Raw genomic sequence first — 18674 nt, forward strand, 5'->3', positions numbered from 1 at the left:
TTTCCCGTCGCAAAGGAGCGGACATGTCCCCCACATGTCGTGCGTCCAGCGCTCCTGCCCGACCGCCGAGAAAAGCTCTAGCAGCGAGTGGTAACGGGCTCAATGGGGCGCCACCCGTCGTTCGATTGACTGTCCGATCAGGAAACACTGGCGCATCGAGCAAGGTTGACCCTATTGCAGTGCAGCACCATCTGGAGGTCCGATGCTCTACGACGCGTATGAAATGCAGCGCTCGATGCTTGCCGGGGCGAGCGCGCTCGCCAATATCGGTGCCGGCTGGATGCAGAACCCGGCCAATCCCTTCGCCTATAGCGGCATGGGGCCGATCGTCGCGTCGGCACTCGATGTTTTCGCCCATGCCTCGGCGGCGCGCGGCAAGCCCGAATTCGGCATCGCGACGACGATCGTCGATGGCCGCGAGGTCGAGGTCCGCGAGGAAGTGGTGCTGAGCAAGCCGTTCGGCGACCTCAAGCATTTCGCGCGCGAGGGCGTCGAAGGCTCGCCACGCCTTCTGATCGTTGCACCGATGTCCGGCCATTATGCGACATTGCTGCGCGGCACGGTCGAACGGATGCTGCCCAAGCACGATGTCTTCATCACCGACTGGGCCGACGCCAAGCTGGTGCCGGTCTCGGAGGGGAGCTTCGACCTCGACGACTATATCGACTATCTGATCGCATTCCTCGACCACATCGGCCCCGGAGCGCACATGCTCGCGGTCTGCCAGCCGTCGGTGCCGAGCTATGCCGCCGCGGCGATCATGTCGGAGGACGATCATCCGGCACGGCCGCGCACGCTGACGATGATGGGAGGGCCGATCGACACGCGCGAGGCGCCGACCGCCGTCAACGATGTCGCGATCGACCGGCCGCATGCCTGGTTCCAGCGCAACGTCATCGCCACGATCCCCTACGGCTATCTCGGCGCGGGCCGTGCGGTCTACCCAGGGTTCCTCCAGCTCGCCGGCTTCATGACGATGAACCTGGGCAGCCACCTCACCAGCCACTGGGAGATGTTCAAGCATCTCGTCGCCGGGGACGGGGAGAGCGCCGATTCGACCAAGCGCTTCTATGACGAATATCGCTCGGTCTGCGACATGACCGCCGAATTCTACCTGCAGACGATAGACGTCGTCTTCCAGCGCCACCTTCTCCCGAAGGGCGAGCTGATGCATCGCGGCCGTCGGGTGGATCCGGCCGCGATCAAGGATATCGCGCTGCTCGCGATCGAAGGCGAGCGCGACGATATCTCAGGCATGGGACAGACCAAGGCGGCACTGGCGATCTCGACCGGCCTCGACGACCGTCTCAAACATTATCATCTCGCGCGAGGCGTCGGCCATTACGGCATCTTCAACGGCAGCAAATGGCGCGACACGATCGCGCCGGTGGTCGAGCAGTGGATCGCCGCGCACGAGTCTCATATTTCTTTGTTTTCCGTGATTTCCGAGCCGTCAGGCGATTCCCCTGACTTGAAATCACTCGAGGCGTGAAGGTCGTGCGACCGGTGGCCGGCGGCGCCGACGGTCAATTATAGGCGGATGCCAGGAGCCGGTAGAGCAACGCTGCGGCGACCAGCCACAGGCAGACGATGATCAGCGCGCCCACCCACGACCGCGGCTCCTGCGAGACGCGCTCGGCCTCGGCGCGGCATTCGTCGAACAGGCCGGGTGGCAGCATCCTGGTGAACAGCCACAGGCCGAGCGGGATCAGCAGCGCATCGTCGAGCAGCCCGAGCACCGGGATGAAATCGGGAATGAGGTCGAGCGGCGAAAGCGCATAAGCGGTGATGAACAGCCCGAAGGCACGCGCGTACCAGGGCGTCCTGCGGTCGCGCGCCGCGAGCCACGCGGCATGGACGTCGATGCGCAGTCTGTGGAGCAGCGACGTATCTCTGTTTCCCACCGGCACATCGCGTCTCCTCGCCGGCGGACACACATCGCACGTCCCGCCGCCAGCGCAAAGGCTCAATCCGGTCCGGCGGCGGAGCCGCTCGAGAGCATAGCCGATGTTGCAAGGTGTGCAGGAGAATCGAGCCTAGCCGCGTGCCGTCGGCGCCTTTTCTCCGGTCTCGTTATCGGCTTCATCGAGATCGTCGGTCGCGAGCAATTTCACGTCTGGATAGGGCATGATCAACGTTCCGTCGGGCGCGGCGGTGAAGCTTGTCTGCGACGGATAGGCGAGCTGGATGTCGGCTTCGTTGAACGTCTTGAGGATCGCGATGCAGATCGCGCTGCGGGTGTCGAAGACGACATCATAATCGGTGCTGTGGACGTCGAACACCAGTTCGAAGTCGAGCGTCGAGGCGCCGAAGCCGACCATTCCGGCGCGCACCATCGAGGTGTTGTCGTGCGCCTCGACGATGCGGCGCAGGATGTCCGGCAGGCGCGCGCACACCTCGGGCGGAGTCTGGCAGATCAGCCCCAGCATGAGGGTCATCCGGCGGCGCTCGAGATTGGCGAAATTGTGGAGCTGCTTGTTGAGCAGATTGGTGTTCGAGACGATGATCTGCTCGCCGGTCAATGCCCGGACGCGCGTCGTCTTGAGGCCGATGCGCTCGACGTTGCCGTTGATATTCTCGAACCGGATGTTGTCGCCTTTGCGGAACGGCTTGTCGAAAATGATCGCCAGCGCGGCGAACAGATCCGAGAATATTCCCTGCGCCGCCAGGCCGATCGCGATGCCGCCGATGCCGAGGCCGGCGACGAGGCCGGTGACGTTGACGCCGAGATTGTCGAGGATGAGGATGATCGCGATCGCGAACAAGGCGACGCTCACCAGCAAGCGGATGATCCCGGTCGCCGAGCCCAAGGTGGTGCGATCCGCCTCCGGGCCGACGCGGTGCTCGACGAAGCCGAGGATCAGCTCGCGCGCCCATATCGCCGCCTGCAGCGACGCGGCGATCACGAACAGGAACTGGATGAGCTGCCGCAACGCGGTCGGCGTATTGGCATGTTCGGCGACCAGCTGCGCCGAACAGAGGATGATGAACAGGAGGTGCGTCTTCGCCAGCGCTCGGGCGAAGATCAGGCGCCAATGAAGGTTGTCCGCGCCCTGCCGGATGATCCGGCAGCCGATCCCACGCAGGCCAAGCAGAACCAGCGCGATGAACGTCCCGATCGCGGCAGCGATCAGGATTCCGATCGCGTTGCCCGCGATCCAGACCGATATTTCATGGACAAGCCCGACAACACGCTGCGAGATATCCTGCGCGGCAGCGCCAGGCCGGGGAACAGTAGTTTGATTGATCATCAGGCGGCTTTCGCTTCCGTCTCTGTTTCTGCCGCGCCGGCTTCAAGGAAGAGGATGAGCCCGCGTTCGGCGCTGCTCAGATACTTCGTCGGACGTGGACACTGCAACTGCCCGAGCGGGTCGCGAGAATTGGTCTTGACCGCTTCGATCAGCGCGGGGTGGACATAGGACTTGCGGCTGATGGCAGGCGTGTTGCCGAGCGCGGCGGCAACCGGCTCGAGCATCTGCTTCATCGTAATGCCGCGATCCCCCGCTGCGCAGAGCTGCTCGAACGCAATCACGCTCGCGCCCCAGGTGCGGAAATGCTTCGCGGTGAACTCCTCGCCCATCGCCTCCTTGATATAGGCGTTGACGTCCGAAGAAGTGACCGGCTGCGCCACGCCGGCATCGTCGACATATTGGAAGAGGTGTTGGCCGGGGAGATCGTGGCAACGGCGGACGAGGCGAGTGAGGTTGCGATCGGTGATGGTGAGCTCGCGCACGATACCGTGCTTGCCGGTGAAACGCATCTTGACGCTCCGGCCGAGCACCTTCGCGTGGCGCGCGCGCAATGTGGTGGCGCCGAAGCTCTTATTCTCCTGCGCGTAAGCCTCGTTGCCGACCCGCAAATACTCGGTATCGAGCAGGCGGACGATAGCGGCGGCCACCGCGTCGCGGCTGAGGCTGCGCTTCGCGAGATCCTGGTCGACCCGTTCGCGCAGCTTTGGAAGCGCTCGCCCGAAGCTTGCGCAGCGATCGTATTTCGCCGCGTCCTGCTGGGCGCGGAACTCCTCGTGATAGCGATATTGCTTCCGGCCCTTGGCGTCATAGCCGACCGCCTGGATGTGGCCGTGCGGCGAGGGGCAGAGCCACGCATCGCGATAGGCCGGCGGCAGGCCGATGCGGTTCAGCCGGTCGATCTCTTCACGGTCGCTGATGCGATTGCCCTCGGAATCGAAATACATCCAATATCGGCCGCGACGCTTGCGTGTGATCCCGGGCATTGCGTCATCGACAAAACACAGCATCCAGTTTCCTTTCCTGACAGCCCGATAAAGCGTCACGCCGCCGCTTCGTTCCGGAACCTCGCCGATGCGGCGGAGGTTGTTGAACTTGGTCCGTTTTTCGCAATTCCGGCGCGGTGCAGCGCAGCTGAGGCGATCGGAATGGCGCGATAGCCTGCGGTTTGTCGCGGATCGCCGGATGCGAGGCGCCGCGAAACTGTCTAAGGATCAACCAGGAGGAGTCACATGCCCAACATCGCCGACGCCAAGATCCTGATCATCGCCACCGACGGCTTCGAGGAATCGGAGCTGTTCGAACCGCGCCAGACTTTGCTCGATCGCGGCGCCTCCGTGACCCTCGCGTCGCTCGAGACCAAGGAGATCCAGGGGGAGAAGGGCGACCAGCCCGGCAGGAAGATCAAGCCCGACCTGCTGATGGAGGAGGTCGACAGCCAGGATTATGACGCCCTGCTGCTGCCCGGCGGCACGCGCAATCCGGACCGGCTGAGGATGGAGGAGCTGGTCGTCTACACCGTCAAGAAGTTCGCCGATGCCGGCAAGCCGGTCGGCGCGATCTGCCATGGCCCGTGGCTGCTGGTCGAGGCCGACGTCGTGCGCGGCCGGACGGTGACGAGCTGGCCCTCGATCCGCACCGACCTGCGCAACGCGGGCGGCAACGTCGTCGACAAGGAGGCGGTGGTCGACGGCAATATCGTCACCAGCCGCAACCCCGGCGACATCCCCGCCTTCACCGAGGCGTTCATCAAGCTGGTCGAAAGCGTCGAAGCGCCGCTCGAAGCGGTTTAGACCCAACCCCGGTTTGATTGAACCGGGGCTGAGTCTAATTCTCTTTGTTTGCCGTGATTTCCGAGTCGTCAGGTGATCCCACCCGACTTGAAATCATTCTAAGCCGCGCGGCGTCCGATGAGGTCAAGCCTCGGCGGGCGCCCGCGTGGCGCGCGCTGGCGCGAAAGGATTTGGGCGCCGGGCGCGATCGCGCCGCGTGACATAGGCATCGAAGCCGATCTGCACCGCGAGCAGCATGTAGACGAACGGCTGGAAAGCGATGCCGACGAACACCGACCCGACGAGATAGATGATCTGCGCGTGCTGCAGCGCCGAGGCGAGCGGCGCGATCCACGCATCACTCTCGTCGGCGGACCGGTATCGCCGGCGGAGCACCTCCATCCGCACCAGCCCGGTGATGTGGATGATCAGGAAGAGCAGCAGCCCGGGATAACCCTGTTCGCCGAGCATCTCGAAATAGCTCGAATGATAGGCGCGGCCCTTGTCCTCGGTGAGCTGCTGGTCGATCACCTGGGTCGCCGATCCTGCTCCGCTCACCATCTTCACGCGCAATGTGTTCTGGCGGTAGGCGTCGAAGCCGCCGCCGAACGGATGATCGGCCACATAGTCGAGGGTCCAGCCCCAGACGGCGAGGCGCGTGCTTGCCGATTGATCGGCCTGGTAGCTCTGGATCGTCTCCATCCGGCCGGTGAAGCTTTGCGGAAGCAGGGGCAGCGCCGCCAAGCCGACAAAGCCGATCACCCCCACATAGACGAGGCGCCGCTTCACATCGCGCAAGGTGAGCAGCACGAGCATCGCGATGCAGACCAGTCCGGTACGCGCTTCGGTGCCGACCGGGATCAAGAGGCACGCGAAGACCAGGCAGTAGGCGAAGGTCCGCACCCGCCAGTCGCGCGGATAGATGGTGCCGAACCGCGCCAGCCAGAGGATGATCGGGACAAGCGCGATCGCCACGGTCGAGATCGTGCTGCCCTCGTAGAGGCCACTGTTGTTGTCGACCATCAGGTTGAGCGCGCCGTAGCCGCCGCCCGACGCGACCGTCTTGAGCCCGCCGACGATGATGATCGCCCCGGCCGAAAGCGTCATGAACAAAAGATAGGCTTCGATCCTCAGCTTGGTGCGCAAGGTGAACGGAAGGAAGATGGCGAATGCCATCGCCTTCCACACCCAATCCCACTTCGTCAGCGCGTCCACCGGGAAATCGGCATAGATCGTCGTCACGCCGGCATAGATTAGCAGCAGGATCATCAGCCACTGGCGCGGCATGACCCGGAAATCGCGCTTGTCGTCGGCGACCAGCCAGCCGCCGATCGCCAGCGCCGCGACGATCAGCGAGATCGGGATGCTGTTGAGAAGATAATAGGACAGGCGCTGCGGCGCGACGATGTCGACGTAAGCGTAAGCGAGGACGAACAGGAACGGACGCTTGAGGCCGAGCGCCAGCAGTGCGGCCAGGAAGCCGACGAAGAAAAGATCACGCACCGGCGCGGTCTCCCCGCGTGGCTTTCGGCTTACGGAACGGCGTCTTCAGCAACGGGCGCCACCCGCCGGGATCTGCGGCCTGCGCGCCATCATCGTCGAGATCGGGACGCGACAGTAGCCGCCACGCGGCCAGGATCAGCAATCCGTGGCTCAGCGCGAGCGCGAAATTGTCGATCATCGAAGGAACCCCGACCGCGTCATGGGCCGTCCTTAAGGGCACTCGGTTGACGGGCCGTTAAGGTTGTCGTGCGAGAGCAAGCGCATGCGCATTTTGCACATTCTCGATCATAGTCTGCCGCTGCACAGCGGCTATTCGTTCCGCACGCGCGCCATCGTCAAGGCGCAGATGGCACGGGGCTGGGAGGTCGCGTGCCTCACCGGGCCGCGGCATTTCAAGCCGGGACCCGACCCAGAGACGTGCGAAGGCATCACCTTTCATCGCACTCCGGCCATCACGGGCGGAAAGTCGCCGCTGCGCGAATGGCGCGAGATACAAGCGCTGGCGGCGCGGCTCGAGCGCTTCATCGGCGAGTGGCGGCCCGATCAGCTCCACGTCCATTCGCCGGTGCTCAATGCGCTTGCCGCGCTGCGGATCGCGAAGAGGAGCGGGCTGCCCTTGCTCTACGAGATTCGCGCTTTCTGGGAGGATGCGGCGGTCGGCAACGGCACCGGCAAGGAAAATTCGCTCCGCTACCGCGCCACGCGGATGCTCGAGACCCATGCCGCGCGCCACGCCGATGCGGTGGCCGTGATCTGCGAGGGGCTGCGCAGGGATCTCGTCAGCCGCGGGATCGTGCCGGAGAAAATCATCGTCGCGCCAAACGGCGTCGACATGAGCATGTTCGGAAATCCGCTTGCGCCCGATCCGGCCTTTGCGCACCGCCACGGGCTCACCGGCGCCGACGTCGTCGGCTTCATCGGCTCTTTCTACGATTATGAGGGATTGGACGACCTGATCGCGGCCATGCCGCTGCTGCTCGCCAAGCGCCCGCAGGCCCATCTCCTGCTCGTCGGCGGCGGCCCGATGGAAGAAAAGCTCAAAGCGCAGGCATTGGCATCGCCCGCCGCGGCGCGAATTCACTTCATCGGCCGCGTGCCGCACGAGCAGGTCGAGCTCTACTACAGCCTGATCGACGTGCTCGCTTACCCACGCAAGGCGATGCGCCTCACCGAACTGGTGACACCGCTCAAGCCGCTCGAGGCCATGGCCCAACGCAAGCTGGTCGCCGCCTCCGACGTCGGCGGCCACCGCGAGCTGATCGAGGACGGCGTGACCGGGACCTTGTTTCCGGCCGGCGATCCCGCCGCGCTTGCCGCCGCGCTCGACACTTTGTTCGCCAACCGCTCGGGCTGGGAGCAGCGCCGCGAAGACGCGCACGCCTTTGTCGAACGCGATCGTAACTGGTCGTCAAATATTTCGCGTTATATTCCTGCTTACCAAAGATTGACCGGCAAGGCGCTGTGATCGTGATGAAAAGAATTCCAAGAGGCGGTGCAAGTGCATTGAACGCCGCAATTGCCGCTTTCGCGGCCTGTTCTGTGGCTTTCGCGGTTTTTGCGATGCCGACCGATCTTTTTGCCTCGCTGATAGACGGTGCGGGCCTTCCGCTGATCCTGTCGGCCGCGCAGCCGCCGCTCGGCAGCACCGCGCGCCTGGCGGTCATGGCGGTCGGGGCAGCGGTCAGCTTCATCTCGGTCTGGCTGCTGCTCAATGGGCTCGACGGGGTAGGAAGACGCCGGACGGAAATCGTGCCGGAGCCGGAGTGGCTGGCGCCGCGCGTGCGTCGTGCCGATGCCCATCCCGATGCTCCGCTGCGCCGGCCGATCTTCGCCGGCTCCGATCTTGGCGAGCCTGGCGAAGACAATCTCGTCCCCGATTCGAGCTGGCTCGATATGGCAGCCACGGTGCCCGGGCATCGAGCAGAAGACATCGGGATGCCGACGCCCTGGTCATCGGCTCAAGCGAATGCCGCAGCGGACGAGCCCATCGCGATCGACGCGGCGGATGAGATCGAGCGAAGCGAAGCGCCCGCACCGGCGCACGACGAGGAAGCTGACGACCAAGCTGACGGGGCGATGCTCGAACTGCGCGACGACCAGATGGCGGACGAAGAAGATCAGGACATCAGCACCGAAGCGCTGATGGCCCGGCTGCCGTTGCCCGACGGGCGCGGTGAAAGCGTCTCGAACCTGATCGAGCGGCTGGATGCCGGGCTTGCGGCTTGCGAATGGCCACTTGCCGCCGCGGCGCCGGGAACTCCGGCGGAACCTGCCGACAACCGGCTTCAGGCGGCGCTCGACGAGCTGCAGCGGATGGCCGGCCGCCGCTGACGGCACGCGGCGAAGTCTCTCACTCCGAAGTCGATCGAGGCGCGGCATCCCGCGCTTCCCAAGTTGCGAGAAAGGCGGTGAGGCGCTCCGCCGTCCGCGCCCTCAGCTCGCGCCCATTGCGCAAGTCACGCATCAGGTTGGGATCGCCGACCGCATCGCGGCCGAACCTCGCCGGCGCGGTGCCGCTCTGCTTCAGATAAAGCTCGATACGCCGCAGCAGGCTCATCTTCTCTCAGCGAGTCGTTGTTTCCTTTCTGTTCCTTGATCATGCATTTCCTACTTGTCTAGGGAAATTCCTACCGATATGGAAGGATCATGGCGGATCCACGCGCAGCATTGCAGCGCCTGATCGACGAGCGCGGGGAGGACTATGCCAGCCTGTCGCGGCTGATCGGGCGCAACGCCGCTTACGTGCAGCAATATATCAAACGCGGGGTGCCGAAGCGGTTGGCGGAGGAGGACCGGCGGCTGCTGGCGCGCTATTTCAGCGTGCCGGATGAGCTGCTAGGCGGGCCGCCCGCCGACGCCGCGCGGACCGAAGCAGATCTGATCGTCGTTCCGCGGCTCGACATCGAAGCGGCCGCCGGGGCCGGCGCGATCGGCGGCGACGAGCGCCCACGGGCGCACTTCGCTTTCGACCAGAAATGGCTGCGCGGCCTCGTCCAGGGCGATACGCAGCGGCTGTCGATCATCCGTGTCGAAGGCGATTCGATGGTTCCGACCCTTGCGGACGGCGACGAGATCCTGGTCGACTGCGCGGGCATCGGGGAACGACTGCGCGACGGCATCTACGTGCTGCGGATCGACGAGGCGTTGATCGTCAAACGACTGGCGCTCAACCCGTCGAGCCGCCGCGTCTCGATCAAAAGCGACAATGCGGCCTATCCGACCTGGCCGGAGTGCGAGCTGGATTCAATCGACGTGATCGGAAGGGTGGTGTGGGCGGGGCGTCGGATCACCTGATCGCCCGCCGGAAGGGATAGGCGCTGGACGCGGAACCCAGTTTAGCGCCGGTCGCTGAGCCACATGAGCCCGAGCAGCAGCAAGCCGAGCCCGGCTCCGGCAAGGAAGCCGAGGCTCGTCTGGCGGACGACCGCGCCGACCAGCGTGCCGAGAACGATCGCGATCGCGAGGAGAGCTCCGCCTGCACGCGGCCGCTTGCTGCCTGTCCCTTTCATGATCCGCGCCATGGCAGTTCGTTGGCATGATCGCCAGAGCCTGATTCAATGTGTTGAGACTTTGCTTCACGTTTCAGGCTGCTTCAGCCGGAAACGATCAAAGTCTTGGGCAAAGTCTCGGGCCGGCTTTGGTAAATTGCGCGTTCACGACGCTGGCGCGCCACTTTTTTAGGGAAACACAGGTTAGAGCGACGATCCAGACAGACAAGCCAGGGTCGGAAATTGCACAACCAAGTCCATCCCATCGATCGCGCCGCACTCACCGACGCGAATGAGCTGATCGCGCGCTTTGGCGAGCATGCGCGGATCGAAGCGGCGTCGCGCGCGGACAAGAGCCGGATCGTGGGAAACGTCATCCATTTCTGCCGCTGGCGGCAGGTCGAGCGCACGATCGAAATGCTCGGCGTCAAGGACCCGCCGGGAACGATCCACTAGCCGATCTTAACGGCCGTCGGCGCCGCTGGGACAGGACGAGCAAGGGCGGCCCTGCTCCTCATTCGCCAAAGCGGCGCGATCTCCATTCAGCGCCGGCATTCTGCGCTGGCGGAGGATGGTTGCCGCCGCTAGATTCCCCCGATGTTGCAAGTCGCTATGCGGCGGTGTGTGACGGCCGCATTGGCCGCTGCTGCGCTTTTCTCGGCCCTCGATCGGGCGGCTGCGCAAGGCGTGGAAGGGGGAGGCGATCTCAACGCGCCGCTCGATCCTTCCGCGCCGCTCGATCCGATGCCGGGGCTCGGCGTCGACTGGCCGACGCTGGGCGACGAGCCGGCCAGGGACCAGCCGGGCCAGGACCAGCCTCGCGGGGATCAGCCGGCCGGGGAAAAGCCGGACGCGACGATCTCCCAAACACCGGACACGTCGATCGCCGAGGAAGCGCTGGTGCGCTCGTACCGCTTTCGGCTCGAGGGGCTGGAGGAAATCGATCGCGAAGCGCTGACCGATCAGTTCAACCAATTGTCGACGCTCGAGGCGAACCGCGACGATCCCGCCAATGCCGCGCAGATCGATCGCCGCGCGCGCGAGGATGCCGAGCTGCTCGCCGAGCTGCTGCGTGCCCGCGGCTATTATGACGCCGGCGTCGACACCAAGGTCGAAGCCGAGGAGAGGGGGGAGCGGGTGCTCGTGACGCTCACCGCCAATCCCGGCCCGCTCTATCATTTCTCCGAGGTCCGTCTGCCAGGGCTCGACCAGGCCGGCGAGGATGCGGCCGCGCTGCGCGAGGCGTTCGCGATCAAGCCCAAGGATGCCGTCGAAGCGGGGCGTGTGATCACCGGCGAGGCAGCGCTCAACCTCGCGCTCGGCGAACGCGGCTATCCATTTGCGGAGGTCGGCCCGCGCGACATCGTCGTCGACCATGAGAGCCGCACCGCCGTGCTCGAGCTCCCGGTCCGCCCCAACGGCCGGCGGCAGTTCGGCCGGATCGTCGTCGAGGGAAAGAGGCTGTTCGGCGCCCGCCACGTCCAGACGATCGCGCGCTTCCGCCCGGGCGACCGCTACGAGGCCTCCCGCGTCGATGATCTGCGGCGCGCGCTGATCGCCACTGGGCTGGTCTCGTCGGCGACGATACGGCCGGTGGCGCGGGCGGGGAGCGACGTCGTCGACATTGCGGTGACGCTCGAGCGGGCGCCGCCGCGCACGGTCGCCGGCGAGGTCGGTTACGGGACCGGCGAGGGTCTGCGCGTCGAAGCAAGCTGGCAGCACCGCAATCTGATCAAGCCCGAAGGCGCGGTGACGATCCGCGGCATCGCCGGCACGCGCGAGCAGCTGGTCGGTGCGACGCTTCGCCAGAACAACTTCCGGAGGCGCGACCAGGTGCTGACCGCGCAGGCGGCGGTGAGCAACGTCGACCAGGATGCCTATGAGGCGCACACCGTGCAGATCGGCGCCGGCATCGAACGCCAGACCAACATCGTCTGGCAGAAGAAATGGACCTGGTCGCTCGGCACCGAGCTGATCGCCAGCGACGAGAAGGACGTCGACGTCGACACTGCGACGACGCGCCGCCGCACCTTCCTGATCGCCGCCTTGCCGGCGACGCTCAGCTATGACGGATCGAACGATCTGCTCGATCCCACCGCGGGCTTCCGGCTGTCGGGCCGGCTTTCGCCCGAGCTGTCGCTGCAAGATGGCGCATTCGGCTATGCCCGCGCGCAGATCGACGGCAGCTTCTATCAGCCGGTCTCGACCCGGGTCGTCATCGCCGCACGCGCGCGCCTGGGCACGATCGTCGGATCGAGCCGTGATCGGATTGCGCCCTCCCGCCGTTTCTACGCGGGCGGCGGCGGCTCGGTGCGCGGTTTTGGCTATCAGGACCTCGGGCCGCGCGATCCCGTGTTCAACGATCCGATCGGCGGCCGCAGCCTTGCCGAATTTGCGCTCGAGGCAAGAATCCGCTTCGGCAATTTCGGCATCGTCCCGTTCGTCGATGCCGGCAACATCTACACCTCGCCGTTGCCGCATCTCGACAATCTTCGCTTCGGCACGGGCCTGGGCGTGCGCTACCACAGCAATTTCGGGCCGATCCGCCTCGATGTCGGAACGCCGATCGCACGTCGATCCGGCGAGCCGCGCATCGCCGTCTACGTCTCGCTGGGCCAGGCCTTCTGATGGAAGAGGAGCAGGGCCCGATCCGCGCTTCCCGCCGCTGGCGCAGGCGCATCACTCGGATCGCGCTCGGATTGCTCGCCGGCCTCGTCCTCGCCGTCGGTGCCCTGGTCGCCTTCCTCGACACCGCGCCCGGTCATCGCTTCCTGGTCGATCGCATCGCCGAGATCAGCCCCGTGTCGGGGCTCAAGATCCGCATCGGCCGTATCGAAGGCTCGATCTGGGGTTCGACCCGACTCCGCGACGTGCGAGTCTATGATCCGCGCGGCTTGTTTGCCGAAGCATCTTTGATCGAAGTGGATTGGCACCCGACGGCCTGGGTGGCGAACCGGCTGGCGATCGACGAGCTGACCTCCGAGCTGGTGATCATCCACCGCCTGCCCAAGCTCCGGCCGAGCAAGACGCCGGGCCCGATCCTGCCGGGCTTCGACATCAGGATCGGGCGGCTCGAGATCGAACAGCTACGGTTCGAGAAGAGCATTACTGGCGAGCGCAGGGTCGCGCGGCTGGTCGGCGACGCCGACATCCGTTCAGGCCGCGCAATCATCCATCTCGCAGCCTCGGTGCGCGGCGGCGAGCGGCTCGCGGTCGCGCTCGACGCCGAACCCGATCGCAAGAAGTTTGACCTCGACGTGCGCCTCGACGCGCCGGCGAGCAGCGTTACCGGCGCGATCGTCGGCACCAAGCGGCCGATCCGGCTGGTGGTGCAGGGCGACGGCGATTGGGCCGCCTGGGCCGGCCGCGCGGCGCTCGATCTCTCCGGACGGCCGACGGCACGGCTCGCGCTGCGGGCGCGCCAAGGACGCTACAGCCTCGCGGGGCAGCTCGCGCCCGGCCAGTTCCTCACCGGCAAGGGTGCCCGCCTGACCAGCCCGCGCATCGATCTTGCGGCCGACGCGACGCTCGAGGATCGGCGGCTCGACACCCGCCTGTCGCTGCGTTCGCAGGCGTTGAAGATCGCGGGCGCAGGCGTGATCGATCTCGCCACGAGCAGCTTCGATGGCGTTCGCATCGGCGTCGACTTGCTTCGCCCGCCGGCCTTGTTCACCAACATGACCGGCCGTGGCGTACGGCTGACATTGCTGCTCAACGGGCCGTTCGGCCAGGCGAATTTCGCCTATCGGCTGACCGCACCGCGCGTCGCCTTCGATGCGACCGGGTTCGACGATCTGCGCGCCGAAGGCCGCGGGCGCCTGTCGCGCGCTCCACTGAGGGTACCGATCCGGCTCAGCGCACGCCGCGTCACCGGGGTCGGGGCGGTGGCCGGCGGGATCCTTGCCAATCTCGGCATGCGCGGCGTGCTGCAGGTCACGGCCCAGAGGCTGACCGGCGAAGGGCTCGCGCTGACCTCGGACAAGCTCAAGGGCAAGGTCAGCCTGCTCGTCGACCTGCGGACCGGTCGCTATGATATCGTGCTGTCGGGCGGCCTGACCCGCTATCTGATCCCCGGCCTCGGCATCGTCGACGTGACCACCGAGCTCAAGGTGGTGCCTGCCCCGGGGCGCGGGACTTTGATCACCGGCCGGGGACGCGCCTGGGTGCGCCGCTTCGACAACAAGTTTCTGGCCGGGCTCGCCGGCGGCTTGCCGCAGATCGAGACCGACCTCGTGCGCGGCGCCGATGGCGTCATCCATTTCCGTAACCTGAGGCTGACCGGGCCGGCGATCAGGATCGCCGGCAACGGCTATCGGCGGCGTGACGGCACCTTCCATTTCGAGGGAGCGGGCACGCAACGGCAATATGGTCCGCTGGCGCTGACGCTCGACGGGCGGATCGACCGGCCCAAGCTGATGATCCGGCTCAAGCGGCCGATGGACAGCCTCGGCCTTGCCGACGTGTTGCTCAGCCTCGATCCGAATGCGCAGGGTTTCGCCTACCGGGCGTCGGGCCGGTCCACCTTGGGACCGTTCACCTCGCGCGGCGCGATCCTGCTCCCGGCGGGCCGTGCCGCAACGATCCAGATCGCGGCGCTGAACGTCTCCGGCACCACTGCGAGCGGGAGCCTTCGTTCGGACCCCGGCGGCTTTTTCGGAACTCTCGACGTGGCGGGTGGCGGCCTCGATGGCCGTCTCTCGTTCAGTCCGTTGCGCGGCCTCCAGCGTATCGAGGCGCATTTGACGGCGCAGGACGCAAAATTTGCGGGACCGCCGCCGCTGTCGATCCGCCGCGGCCAGCTCGATGCCGTCGCGCTGCTCGATCCGAACGGCACGTCGATCGACGCAACGATCGGTGTGCGCGGGCTCAGCCGCGGCACCCTCTCCCTCGCCAATCTCGACGCGACCGTTCGACTGCGCGGCGGCAGCGGCCAGATCCGGGCAACGTTGGCCGGCGCCCGGGGGCGCAACTTCAGCTTCACGACAGCCGCGGAAGTAACGCCGGGCAGCATCCGGCTGAGCGGCAGCGGGATGGTGGACGGCCGCCCGATCGTGCTTTCGCAACCGGCGCAATTCACGCGCGAAGGCGGCGGCTGGCGGCTTGCCCCGACGTCGCTGCGCTTCGCCGGCGGCACGGCGAACGTCGCCGGTCTGTTCGGATCGAGCCGTATGGAGATCGGCGCGCGCCTCGAGGCGATGCCGCTGACCGTGCTGGACATCGCCTACCCGCGGCTCGGCCTCGGCGGAATCGCGTCGGGAACGCTCAATTACCGAGCGGGGGGTGATGGCGGGGGGCCGCCGGTGGGCGACGTCAATCTGCGCATCCGCGGCCTGACGCGCGCCGGGCTCGTGCTCGCCTCGAAACCGGTCGATGTCGGCCTCACCGCCAGGCTCGACGGCGCCAATGCGGCGATGCGCGCGGTGGCGGTGAGCGAGGGCAAGACGATCGGGCGCGCACAGGCGCGGATTTCGCCGATCGCCGGCGCCGGCGGCCTGGTCGACCGTTTGGCGCGCGCACCGCTGTTCGCGCAGCTCCGCTACAACGGCCCGGCCGATACATTGTGGCGCCTGACCGGGATCGAGCTGATCGACATCAGCGGCCCGGTCGCGGTCGGTGCCGATGCGCGCGGGACGCTCCAGGACCCGGCCATCCGCGGGTCGCTGCGGACCGAGCGTGCGCGGCTCGAGAGCCCGGTGATCGGCACCGTCATCGAGAATTTCAAGTCGAGCGGCCGCTTCGGCGGATCGCGGCTGGTGCTCGACAGCTTCAGCGGCACGACCAAGCATGGCGGAACGGTGGCAGGCCGCGGCAGCTTCGATCTGGCCTCCGCGCGCGGCTTCGGCATCGATCTCGCGATCGAGGCCGAAGCAGCGCAGCTGATCGACCGCGACGATCTGAAGGCGCAGGTCACCGGGCCGATCAGGATCAAATCGGACGGCTCGGGCGGGGTGATCTCGGGCGAGGTGCGGATGGTCACCGGCAGCTTCAGGCTCGGCGCCGCGACCGCCGCCGCGCAGGTGCCGCGCCTCGACGTCCGCGAGATCAACCGGCCGGACGACGAGCCGCCTCCGCCGCAGCCTGGCGCGCCGTGGCGGCTCGACCTCAGCGTCAATGCGCGCAACCGGCTGCGAGTCACCGGGCTCGGCATCAACAGCGAGTGGGGCGCGGCGCTTAAGATCGGCGGCACGGTCGCCGAGCCGCGGATCACCGGCTCGGCGACATTGGTGCGCGGAACCTATGATTTCGCCGGCCGCAGGTTCGATCTCGAGCGCGGCACGATCCGTTTCGTCGGCGAAAGCCCGCCGAACCCGATCCTCGACATCATCGCCGAAGGCGGGATCCAGGGGATCAATGCCACGATCCACGTCACCGGCCGCGGGCAAAAGCCGGAGATCAGCTTCACCAGCACTCCGGCGATGCCGCAGGACGAGCTGCTCAGCCGGCTTTTGTTCGGAACGTCGATCACCAACCTCTCCGCGCCTGAGGCGCTGCAGCTCGCCTCGGCCGTCGCGGCGCTGAACAACAGCGGGGGAGGGCTCGACCCGATCAACGCGGTCCGCGGCGCGATCGGGCTCGACCGGCTGCGCATCCTCCCCGCCGACATCGCGACCGGCCAGGGCACGTCGATCGCGGCGGGCAAATATATCGGCCGCCGGGTCTATGTGGAGGTGATCACCGACACCCGCGGCTATTCGGCGACGCGGCTCGAATATCAGATCACGCGCTGGCTCTCGCTCCTCTCGACGATCTCGACGATGGGCCGGCAGAGCGTCAACGCGCGTATCTCCAAGGATTATTAGAGCATCGCGGAAAGGCGGCGCCGGCTTTTTCTCAAAGGCAATGCAGCGACTAAGATAGCTCGAACGATCATCAGCAGGCGCAAAAAGGGAATAAGATGGCGCGCTGGAATGCCCGGAAGCCCAATCTCGATAGTGGGGATCTGCATCCCGACCACCGGCTGCGGCGAAGCCTCGGGTGGCCGCACCTCGTCGCGCTTGGGGTCGGCGCGATCGTCGGCACCGGCATCCTGACATTGATCGGGGTCGGCGCCGACCGCGCCGGCCCGGCGGTGATCGTCTCGTTCGCGGTCGCCGGGCTGATCTGCGCCTGCGCCGCGCTCGCTTATGCCGAGATGGCAACGATGATCCCCGCCTCGGGCAGTGCCTACACTTATTCGTATGTCGTGATCGGCGAGCTCGTCGCCTGGATCATCGGCTGGAGCCTGATCCTCGAATATTCGCTGGTGGTGAGCGCGGTCGCGGTCGGCTGGTCCGGCTATGCGACGCCACTGCTCGAGGGCGCGCTATCATTCCCGCTGCAATGGGCGCGCGGGCCGGAGCTTGGCGGCATCGCCAATTTCCCAGCGATGTTCATCATCTTCGTGGTGGCGGGCCTGCTGATCCTCGGCACGCGTGAAAGCGCGACGCTCAATGCCTTGCTCGTGATCGTCAAGATCGTGGCTCTGGTGGTGTTCGTGACGGTGGCCTTGCCCTATTTCGATCCCGCCAATCTCAAGCCGTTCATGCCTTATGGTTTCGCCAAGTCGATGAGCGGCGACGGCGTCGAGCGCGGGGTGATGGCGGCGGCGGCGATCATCTTCTTCGCCTTCTACGGCTTCGACGCGATCGCGACAGCCGCGGAGGAAGCCAAGAACCCCGGCCGCGATCTTGCCGTCGGCATCGTCGGCTCGATGGTCGCCTGCGTCATCATCTACATGGCGGTTGCGGTCGCTGCGGTGGGCGCGCTCCATTTCACGCGCTTTGCGAACACGCCGGAGCCGCTGGCGCTGATCCTGCGCGCGCTCGGCCAAAGCGGCGCCGCGACCTATCTTGCCGCTTCGGCGGTGATCGCGCTTCCAACGGTGCTGCTCGCCTTCCTCTACGGCCAGAGCCGGATCTTCTTCGTGATGGCGCGCGACGGATTATTGCCGATCGCGCTCGCCAAGGTCTCGCGCCGCGGCACGCCGGTGCGGATCACGTTGATCACCGCGCTGCTGGTTGCGGTGATCGCCGGGCTGCTGCCGATCGATGAGATTGCCGCGCTCGCCAATGCCGGAACGCTGGCCGCGTTCATCGCCGTCGCCTTGTGCATGCTGATCATGAGGGTGCGCGCGCCGGGTCAAGCTCGGCTGTTCCGCACCCCCGCCGCCTGGCCGGTCGGCATCATCGCGATCCTCGGCTGCCTCTATCTGTTCGCAAGCCTGCCGCAGAAGACGCAGCTCTATTTCCTGGCCTGGAACGCGATCGGCCTCGGGGTTTACGGCCTCTATGGCAGCCGGCGGAGCCGGCTGGACCGCTGATAGAAAAAGGCCGGGGAGAGACTGCTCCCCCCGGCCTGTTCGATCCGAGCTTGGTCAGCCCGAATAGTACATGTCATATTCGACCGGGCTGGGGGTGGTTTCCCACCGCATCTGCTCGGCCCATTTGAGCTCGACATAGGCGTCGATCTGATCGTCGGAGAAGACGTCGCCCTTGGTCAGGAACGCGCGATCCGCCTCGAGCGATTCGAGCGCCTCGCGCAAGCTGCCGCACACCGTGGGCACGGTGGCAAGCTCGGCCGGCGGCAGATCGTAGAGGTTCTTGTCCATCGCCTCGCCCGGGTGGAGCCGGTTCTGGATGCCGTCCAGACCCGCCATCATGATCGCGGCATAAGCCAGATACGGG

Annotated in this window: 16 protein-coding genes and 1 pseudogene; 9 read left to right on the forward strand and 8 right to left on the reverse strand. The window is 66.3% G+C overall.

Features of this window, described 5'->3' with window-relative positions; translation table 11 throughout:
* The first annotated feature begins 202 nt into the window (after positions 1-202).
* Positions 203-1492 carry a polyhydroxyalkanoate depolymerase gene (locus V6M48_RS04265; protein WP_332811283.1) on the forward strand — a complete coding sequence of 430 codons (1290 nt, stop codon included), beginning with the start codon at positions 203-205 and terminating at the stop codon, positions 1490-1492.
* Positions 1493-1526: 34 nt separating this feature from the next.
* Here V6M48_RS04265 and V6M48_RS04270 read toward each other — a convergent pair whose 3' ends face one another.
* The 3 genes from V6M48_RS04270 to V6M48_RS04280 form a co-directional block, all read right to left on the reverse strand.
* Positions 1527-1904, reverse strand: a complete 378-nt coding sequence (locus V6M48_RS04270) for a YkvA family protein (RefSeq protein WP_332811284.1) — start codon at positions 1902-1904, stop codon at positions 1527-1529.
* Between the two features lie 132 nt (positions 1905-2036).
* A complete protein-coding gene (locus V6M48_RS04275; protein ID WP_332811285.1) occupies positions 2037-3251 on the reverse strand; it encodes a mechanosensitive ion channel family protein in 1215 nt (404 codons plus the stop codon).
* Positions 3251-4258, reverse strand: coding sequence for a DNA topoisomerase IB (locus tag V6M48_RS04280; RefSeq protein WP_332811286.1), 1008 nt, complete (start codon positions 4256-4258; stop codon positions 3251-3253). The genes V6M48_RS04275 and V6M48_RS04280 overlap by 1 nt, the downstream gene beginning before the upstream one ends.
* 222 nt (positions 4259-4480) lie before the next feature.
* On the opposite strand from V6M48_RS04280, the gene V6M48_RS04285 reads away from it, so the two are divergent.
* Positions 4481-5041: a type 1 glutamine amidotransferase domain-containing protein gene (locus V6M48_RS04285; protein WP_332811287.1), complete on the forward strand. Its 561-nt coding sequence runs from the start codon at positions 4481-4483 to the stop codon at positions 5039-5041.
* 123 nt (positions 5042-5164) lie between these two features.
* Here V6M48_RS04285 and V6M48_RS04290 read toward each other — a convergent pair whose 3' ends face one another.
* Together V6M48_RS04290 and V6M48_RS04295 are read right to left on the reverse strand one after the other, a co-directional pair.
* Positions 5165-6523 carry a putative O-glycosylation ligase, exosortase A system-associated gene (locus V6M48_RS04290; RefSeq protein WP_332811288.1) on the reverse strand — a complete coding sequence of 453 codons (1359 nt, stop codon included), beginning with the start codon at positions 6521-6523 and terminating at the stop codon, positions 5165-5167.
* On the reverse strand, positions 6516-6701 hold the full coding sequence (locus V6M48_RS04295) for a hypothetical protein (protein WP_332811289.1): 186 nt from the start codon (positions 6699-6701) through the stop codon (positions 6516-6518). The genes V6M48_RS04290 and V6M48_RS04295 overlap by 8 nt, the downstream gene beginning before the upstream one ends.
* Positions 6702-6785: 84 nt before the next feature.
* On the opposite strand from V6M48_RS04295, the gene V6M48_RS04300 reads away from it, so the two are divergent.
* The gene (locus V6M48_RS04300) at positions 6786-7988 is read left to right on the forward strand and encodes a TIGR04063 family PEP-CTERM/XrtA system glycosyltransferase (RefSeq protein ID WP_332811290.1); all 1203 of its coding nucleotides are present in this window, start codon (positions 6786-6788) and stop codon (positions 7986-7988) included.
* 95 nt (positions 7989-8083) lie between these two features.
* Entirely contained in the window at positions 8084-8854 is a 771-nt protein-coding gene (locus V6M48_RS04305; protein WP_332811291.1) for a hypothetical protein, read from the forward strand.
* 19 nt (positions 8855-8873) lie between these two features.
* On the opposite strand, the gene V6M48_RS04310 is transcribed toward V6M48_RS04305, so the two are convergent.
* Positions 8874-9080: a hypothetical protein gene (locus V6M48_RS04310; RefSeq protein ID WP_332811292.1), complete on the reverse strand. Its 207-nt coding sequence runs from the start codon at positions 9078-9080 to the stop codon at positions 8874-8876.
* Positions 9081-9169: 89 nt separating this feature from the next.
* Between V6M48_RS04310 and V6M48_RS04315 the strand changes: the two genes are divergently transcribed.
* A complete protein-coding gene (locus V6M48_RS04315; RefSeq protein WP_332811293.1) occupies positions 9170-9817 on the forward strand; it encodes a S24 family peptidase in 648 nt (215 codons plus the stop codon).
* 41 nt (positions 9818-9858) lie between these two features.
* Here V6M48_RS04315 and V6M48_RS04320 read toward each other — a convergent pair whose 3' ends face one another.
* Positions 9859-10032, reverse strand: coding sequence for a hypothetical protein (locus V6M48_RS04320; RefSeq protein WP_332811294.1), 174 nt, complete (start codon positions 10030-10032; stop codon positions 9859-9861).
* 222 nt (positions 10033-10254) lie between these two features.
* On the opposite strand from V6M48_RS04320, the gene V6M48_RS04325 reads away from it, so the two are divergent.
* The 4 genes from V6M48_RS04325 (at position 10255) to V6M48_RS04340 (ending at position 18310) form a co-directional block, all read left to right on the forward strand.
* Positions 10255-10467, forward strand: coding sequence for a hypothetical protein (locus tag V6M48_RS04325; protein WP_332811295.1), 213 nt, complete (start codon positions 10255-10257; stop codon positions 10465-10467).
* A 141-nt stretch (positions 10468-10608) separates the two neighbouring features.
* A complete protein-coding gene (locus tag V6M48_RS04330; RefSeq protein ID WP_332811296.1) occupies positions 10609-12639 on the forward strand; it encodes an autotransporter assembly complex protein TamA in 2031 nt (676 codons plus the stop codon).
* Complete coding sequence (locus V6M48_RS04335) at positions 12639-16811, forward strand: translocation/assembly module TamB domain-containing protein (RefSeq protein WP_332811297.1); 4173 nt, start codon at positions 12639-12641, stop codon at positions 16809-16811. Before V6M48_RS04330 ends, V6M48_RS04335 begins: the two co-directional genes overlap by 1 nt.
* A gap of 95 nt (positions 16812-16906) precedes the next feature.
* Positions 16907-18310: an amino acid permease gene (locus V6M48_RS04340; RefSeq protein WP_332811298.1), complete on the forward strand. Its 1404-nt coding sequence runs from the start codon at positions 16907-16909 to the stop codon at positions 18308-18310.
* Between the two features lie 54 nt (positions 18311-18364).
* On the opposite strand, the pseudogene glnA reads toward V6M48_RS04340, so the two are convergent.
* Positions 18365-18674, reverse strand: a pseudogene (gene glnA, locus V6M48_RS04345) (glutamine synthetase); the annotation flags it as partial.

The organism is Sphingomonas sp., from assembly GCF_036677245.1.
In the GTDB taxonomy this organism is placed as follows: domain Bacteria; phylum Pseudomonadota; class Alphaproteobacteria; order Sphingomonadales; family Sphingomonadaceae; genus Allosphingosinicella.